General features: G+C 56.4%; 4 protein-coding genes and 1 other RNA gene. 1 reads left to right on the forward strand and 4 read right to left on the reverse strand.

Annotation, left to right across the window (positions count from 1 at the left end; genetic code table 11):
- Window positions 1-1573 (reverse strand): DUF3683 domain-containing protein (locus Q4C79_RS12855; protein ID WP_303091420.1); only part of this gene is annotated, 1573 nt, incomplete at its 3' end.
- Between the two features lie 505 nt (window positions 1574-2078).
- Here Q4C79_RS12855 and ffs point away from each other — a divergent pair.
- An RNA gene (ffs, locus tag Q4C79_RS12860) (signal recognition particle sRNA small type) lies at window positions 2079-2175 on the forward strand.
- A gap of 164 nt (window positions 2176-2339) precedes the next feature.
- On the opposite strand, the gene bioA is transcribed toward ffs, so the two are convergent.
- The 3 genes from bioA to tsaE form a co-directional block, all read right to left on the reverse strand.
- Window positions 2340-3635 (reverse strand): adenosylmethionine--8-amino-7-oxononanoate transaminase, encoded by a 1296-nt coding sequence (bioA, locus tag Q4C79_RS12865; RefSeq protein ID WP_303091421.1) that lies wholly within the window; start codon window positions 3633-3635, stop codon window positions 2340-2342.
- Between the two features lie 97 nt (window positions 3636-3732).
- Complete coding sequence (locus tag Q4C79_RS12870) at window positions 3733-4998, reverse strand: N-acetylmuramoyl-L-alanine amidase (protein WP_303091422.1); 1266 nt, start codon at window positions 4996-4998, stop codon at window positions 3733-3735.
- Entirely contained in the window at window positions 4983-5453 is a 471-nt protein-coding gene (tsaE, locus tag Q4C79_RS12875) for a tRNA (adenosine(37)-N6)-threonylcarbamoyltransferase complex ATPase subunit type 1 TsaE (RefSeq protein ID WP_303091423.1), read from the reverse strand. The genes Q4C79_RS12870 and tsaE overlap by 16 nt, the downstream gene beginning before the upstream one ends.
- Between the last annotated feature and the right edge of the window lie 203 nt (window positions 5454-5656).

Below are 5656 nucleotides of genomic sequence, written 5' to 3' on the forward strand. Positions count from 1 at the left end.
CGTTGATTTTGAAGGCGTTGGTGTGTTTGGCGATGGCGGCGGTGCGGCTGCGGTCAAGCCAGAAGGTTTTGCGCGCCTCGGGGGTAACGGCGATAAAGCCTTCGCCGTCGCGCACCTGTGCCAGCTTCACGATGTGGTCGGCCGCTTCGATGACGGCGGCTTCGTCGTCGCTGACGATGTCGGCGATCAGCACCATTTTGGGGCGGCCTTTACCCGCCGCTTTGGTGGCGTAGCCGACGGCGCGCACATAGCGCCAGTCGAGGTGTTCCAAGCCGGCCAGTTGCACGCTCTCGTGGCCGAGTAGGTAGTCGCGAATTTCGACGATGGAAGGGGTGGCGTTGGCGACGGTGCCGAAAAACTCCAAACAGATGGTGCGGATGTGTTTGGGCATGGTGTGCAGCACGAACGCGCAGCTGGTGATGATGCCGTCGGTGCCTTCTTTCTGCACGCCGGGCAGGCCGCTTAGGAATTTGTCGGTAACGTCTTTGCCGAGGCCGACTTTGCGGAATTTGTGGCCGGGGATTTCCAAACGCTCGGTTTTCACGATGTTCAGGCCGTCTGAAGTGAGCGTGTGCACATCGAATATGGCGGTGTCTTCGTCGTGGATTTTGCCGAAGTTGTGGCGCACACGCTCGATTTTCAGCCATTCGCCCTGCGGATTGACCATTTTCCAATAGGCGAGATTATCCAGCGCCGTGCCCCACAGCACCGCTTTTTTGCCGCCGGCGTTCATCGCCACGTTGCCGCCCACGCAGGAAGCGTCGGCGGAAGTGGGATCGACCGCAAACACGAGTTTGGCTGCGGCGGCGGTTTCTTCCACCCGCCGAGTTACCACGCCGGCGCCGCAGTGGATAATCGGGTGCGTGCCCTCGAGGCCGGGCAGTTCCACATATTGCACGCCGTTGTGTTTGTCGAGTTTTTCGGTGTTGATTACCGCGCTCATCGCATCGAGCGGCACCGCGCCACCGGTGTAGCCGGTGCCGCCGCCGCGCGGAATAATGGTTAAATCCAGCTCGATTAAGGCGCGCACCAGCGGCGCGATTTCGTCTTCGCTGTCGGGGTTGACCACCACAAACGGATATTCCACGCGCCAGTCGGTGGCGTCGGTAACGTGGCTCACACGGGCGAGGCCGTCGAACATAATGTTGTGTTTGCGGGTGATTTTGCTCAAACGTGCCAGAATCTGTTCGCGCTTTTGGCGGGTGGTTTCGAAGCTGTCATCGAAGCGTTGTACCGCTGTTTCCGATGCCTGCAGTAATTGGGCGACTTGGGCGTTGTTGTCGCGGCGCTTCTGGATTTCATTCAGACGGTGGCGCATTTCACGCACCAAAGCGTTTTTGCGATCGGGGTGTTCCAGCAAATCGTCGACCAGATAAGGATTGCGTACCACTGCCCAGATATCGCCCAATACTTCGAACAACATACGCGCCGAACGGCCGGTTTTCCGCTGGCCGCGTAAGTCTTGCAGCACGTCCCAGGCTTCGGCACCCAAGAGGCGGATAACGATTTCGCGGTCGGAATAAGAAGTATAGTTGTAGGGGATTTCACGGATACGTTGTGGGGCGGCGGTCATCTTGCGTTCCTGTGTGATGAATCGGGATGTCGGTTATCCTCAAATCGATAGGTTACTGGCTTTATGCTGAGCGTTCTCTTTTTTGTAGTTTAATAACCTTGGTAGGCCATTATTTTATCCTTTTTAAGGGGGTATGTGCAGCCTTGTCGGCGGATATTTGTCTACGAAGTTGATTTTTTTGTCGGATAAAACAAAATATTTGTCTATTTGCGGACTTGACTGGGTGAAAAAAACGGCGTGTACGCTCAAGTAGGATAGCTAGGTTGGGAAGCATGCTGCGGGTGCATGCGGGTTTGTTTGTAATTTATTTTCATAAAAGGGGTGGAAATAGTGGATGCCTGTCTGAAAAGGAGCTTGTGTGCGGATAAACGGCGATGAAACTGAAAATGGTTGTAATCAAGTTTCATAATTCAAAGTTCAAAGTTGTGTTGGGTGCACGCTGCAATCGCACAGCTGCAAAATACTTGGCTTCTGCTGAAAATACTGTATAATCTCTTTCCTCTACGGCGGGTCTCCCTGCATGGTAATTTGGAGCAACGGGTCAGGGGCGGAAGCCAGCAGCCCACTCTGAAGCGCTAGTGCCAGGGGTTTGGCTCGCCACCTTATTTCAAAAAAACAGCCGCCTGTGTCGATGCAGGCGGCTGTTTTTTTATAGCGGATTCAATTACTTCGATACAAGGCAGCAAGCCGAAGACAGTACACACGTACGGCAAGGCGCAGCAGCGCCGTAGCGAAAGTTAAGTTAATCCGCTATAGATGCTTTCTTTCAGACAGGCATTCCGTATTCTTCCGCCAGCGCATTCAATAAACCGGTAATCAGGCGCTGCAATTCTTCGGTGCTGATGATAAACGGCGGCATCAGGTACACCAGTTTGCCGAACGGCCGTACCCATACGCCGTGGTCCACCAGCCGTGCTTGCAGGGTGGGCATATTCACGTTTTCCTTCATTTCAATCACGCCGATGGCGCCGAGTACACGTATGTCTTGTACGCAGGGCCACTCGCGGGCGGTGATGAGTTGTTTTTTCAGACAGGCCTCGATGTCGGCGACTCTTTGCTGCCACGGGCTTTCCAATAGCAAAGCGATGCTTTCGGCGGCGATGGCGCAAGCAAGCGGGTTGGCCATGAAAGTGGGGCCGTGCATAAAACAGCCGGAAGCGCTGCTGCTGATGGCGGCGGCAATATCATTGCGGGTGACGGCGGCGGAAAGGGTGAGGTAGCCGCCGGTGAGGCCTTTGCCTAAGGTAAGGATATCGGGGGTAACGGCGGCGTGTTCGAGGGCGAACAGTTTGCCGGTGCGGCCGAACCCGGTAGCGATTTCGTCGAAAATCAACAGTACGCCGTGCCGGTCGCACAGGCGGCGGGCGTGGCGCAGGTATTCGGGGTGATAGAAATACATGCCGCCGGCACCTTGTACGATGGGTTCCAGTATCAGGGCGGCGAGGCTGCCGGCGTGTTGTTCAAACAAATCTTCCAATGCAAAGGCGGCATCGGCAGACCATGTTTCGTGAAAACGGCAGGGCGGTTGCGGCAGGAAATATTGTACCGGCAGGCTGCGGCTAAACAGGCCGTGCATGCCGGTTTCGGGGTCGCACACCGACATGGCGTGCCAAGTGTCGCCGTGATAGCCGGCGCGGATGGCGGCGAAGCGGTGTTTGCCGGATAGGCCTTTGGCCTGTTGGTATTGCAGGGCCATTTTCATGGCGACTTCTACCGCTACCGAGCCGCTGTCGGCAAAGAAGATTTTATCGAGCCCGGCGGGCAAAATGGAAACCAAACGTTCGGCCAAACGTGCGGCTGGTTCATGGGTGAGGCCGCCGAACATGACGTGGCTCATCTGCTGCAACTGGGCTTGTGCGGCGGTGTTGAGGCGGGGGTGGTTGTAGCCGTGCAAGGCCGCCCACCAGGAAGACATGCCGTCGATGAGTCGCCGGCCGTCGGCCAGCTCGATGATGCAGCCGTGCGCGGCGCGAACCGGATAAACCGGCAGGGTATTGGGCATGGCGGCGTAGGGGTGCCAAATGTGTCGGTGGTCGATGGCGAGCAGTTGTTCGGGTGTCATAAGGGCTGTGTTGTCAAACTGTTTCAGGATATAAGGGAATGCCTGTCTGAAAAGTTTTTTCAGACAGGCATACGGATGATTAAAGCGCTACCGCCGGCTAGCGGCGTGCCAAAACCGCGTTGTTGATATACTTCTGAACGCCGTCGCAAATGGCTTGGGCGCACTTTTGGCGGAAGCTGCTGCTACCGAGCAGGCGCTCTTCTTCGGGGTTGGAGATGAAGGCGGTTTCCACCAGAATCGAAGGAATATCGGGCGCGCGCAATACGGCGAAGTTGGCGCGGTCGACGTTGCCTTTGTGCAGTTTGTTTAGTTTGCCAAGTTCGGTTAGTACGCGCTGGCCGAGGGCCAGGCTGTCACGGTTGGTAACGGTTTGGGTCATGTCCATAATGGCGCTGTCGACGCTGTGGATGCCCACGGTTTTTACACCGCCGATTAAGTCGGCGTTATTCTGGGTTTGCGCGAGAAAGCGGGCGGCCGAACTGGTAGCGCCTTTGGTACTCAGCGCATAAACGCCGGTACCGCGGGCGCTGGGATTGGTAAAAGCATCGGCGTGGATGGAAATGAAAACGTCGGCTTTTTGTTTGCGCGCTTTGGCGACGCGTACGCCTAGCGGAATGAAAATGTCTTCGTTGCGGGTGAGATAGGTGCGGTAGCCCATGGCATCCAGCCGCTTTTTCATTTCGCGGGCGATGGAGAGTACCACGTCTTTTTCGCGCAAACCGCTGGGACCGATGGCACCGGGGTCTTCGCCGCCATGACCGGGGTCGAGCATCACGATTGCTTGGCGTTTGCCGCCCGATCTGCCGCCGGAGTCGGGCGGCGGCTCACTGACAGGCGGGGTGTCCGCACCGGTGCCGCTGGAGGAAATTTTACCCTGCGAATAGTCTTCCAGCAGCGCCATCAATGGATCGCGGGCATCGGCGGTCGACTGCGGATATAAATCGACGACCAAGCGGTGGCGGAAGTTGGAAACCGGATTGAGGGCGAACACTTGGGGGTTGACTGCGGTTTTCAGATCAATCACCACGCGTACGGTGTCGGGTGTATTCTGGCCGGCGCGGATGCCGCCGATATAAGGATCGCTTTTCTGAACTTTTCCGCCCAGGCTTTGCAGTACGCTGTTGAGGGTAACGCCGCGGATGTCGATAACCAGGCGGCGGGGGTTATCTATGGTGAAATATTTATAATCGAGGCGCTGGCTGGCTTCCAGAGTGACCCGTGTGTAGGCGTTGGCAGGCCAGATGCGCACGGCGATAAATTGCGGTGCCGCGCCGCGCTTGGCCCAAGCCACCGGGGTAACGCTCAATACCAATCCGGCGCCGGCAGCGCGCACGATTTGGCGGCGGGTTAATTTTTTATCCATGCTTCCAAACTTCTTTTGCCGTGTTCTGTATGGGCGGCCAGCTGACAAAGGCGGCCGGTTTTCAAGTGTGAGAGATTGACGGTCAGATCGGCGGCAGGTGCAAAGCCTTCGGCTTGCTGCGGCCATTCGATCAGACAAATGCTGCGGGGGGTGAACAATTCGTCCAAACCGGCATCCAGCCATTCTTCCGGGCTGGTAAAACGGTAGAGATCGAAGTGGTGGAAATCCGCTTGTTCCAGCGGATAAGATTCGACCAGTGTGTAAGTGGGGCTTTTCACGGTTCCTTGATAATCCGAACCGCGCAGTAAGCCGCGCACGAATGTGGTTTTGCCCGCCCCCAAATCACCGGCCAGATACACCACCAAGGGGGCGCAGATATGGGGAGCCCATGAAGCGCCCAAAGCGGCAGTAGCCGCTTCGTCGGGTAATTCGATGGTATGGGTGAGAAGGCTCATATATTTCTGTAGCCGTTGATTCGCAAGAGGGCAATTATGCTTTAATTCACGGCCTTTGCAAACCGGAACGAATGCTAAATTTGATTAAGGAGCCGCGTAAGAAGTTCAATCGGCGGCTTCGAATGAGATTGATGCCGTTTTGTTTACCGCTTGAATTGTCAAACCAAGCGCAACGTTTTTCGAAACAGCACCTCATAAGCACA

Source organism: Neisseria sp. (genome assembly GCF_030523955.1).
In the GTDB taxonomy this organism is placed as follows: Bacteria; Pseudomonadota; Gammaproteobacteria; order Burkholderiales; family Neisseriaceae; genus Neisseria.

Coding starts and splice junctions, on each gene's coding strand:
- bioA (WP_303091421.1), bottom strand. CDS start 3,635: ATGACACCCGAACAACTGCTCGCCATCGACCACCGACACATTTGGCAC.
- Q4C79_RS12870 (WP_303091422.1), bottom strand. CDS start 4,998: ATGGATAAAAAATTAACCCGCCGCCAAATCGTGCGCGCTGCCGGCGCC.
- tsaE (WP_303091423.1), bottom strand. CDS start 5,453: ATGAGCCTTCTCACCCATACCATCGAATTACCCGACGAAGCGGCTACT.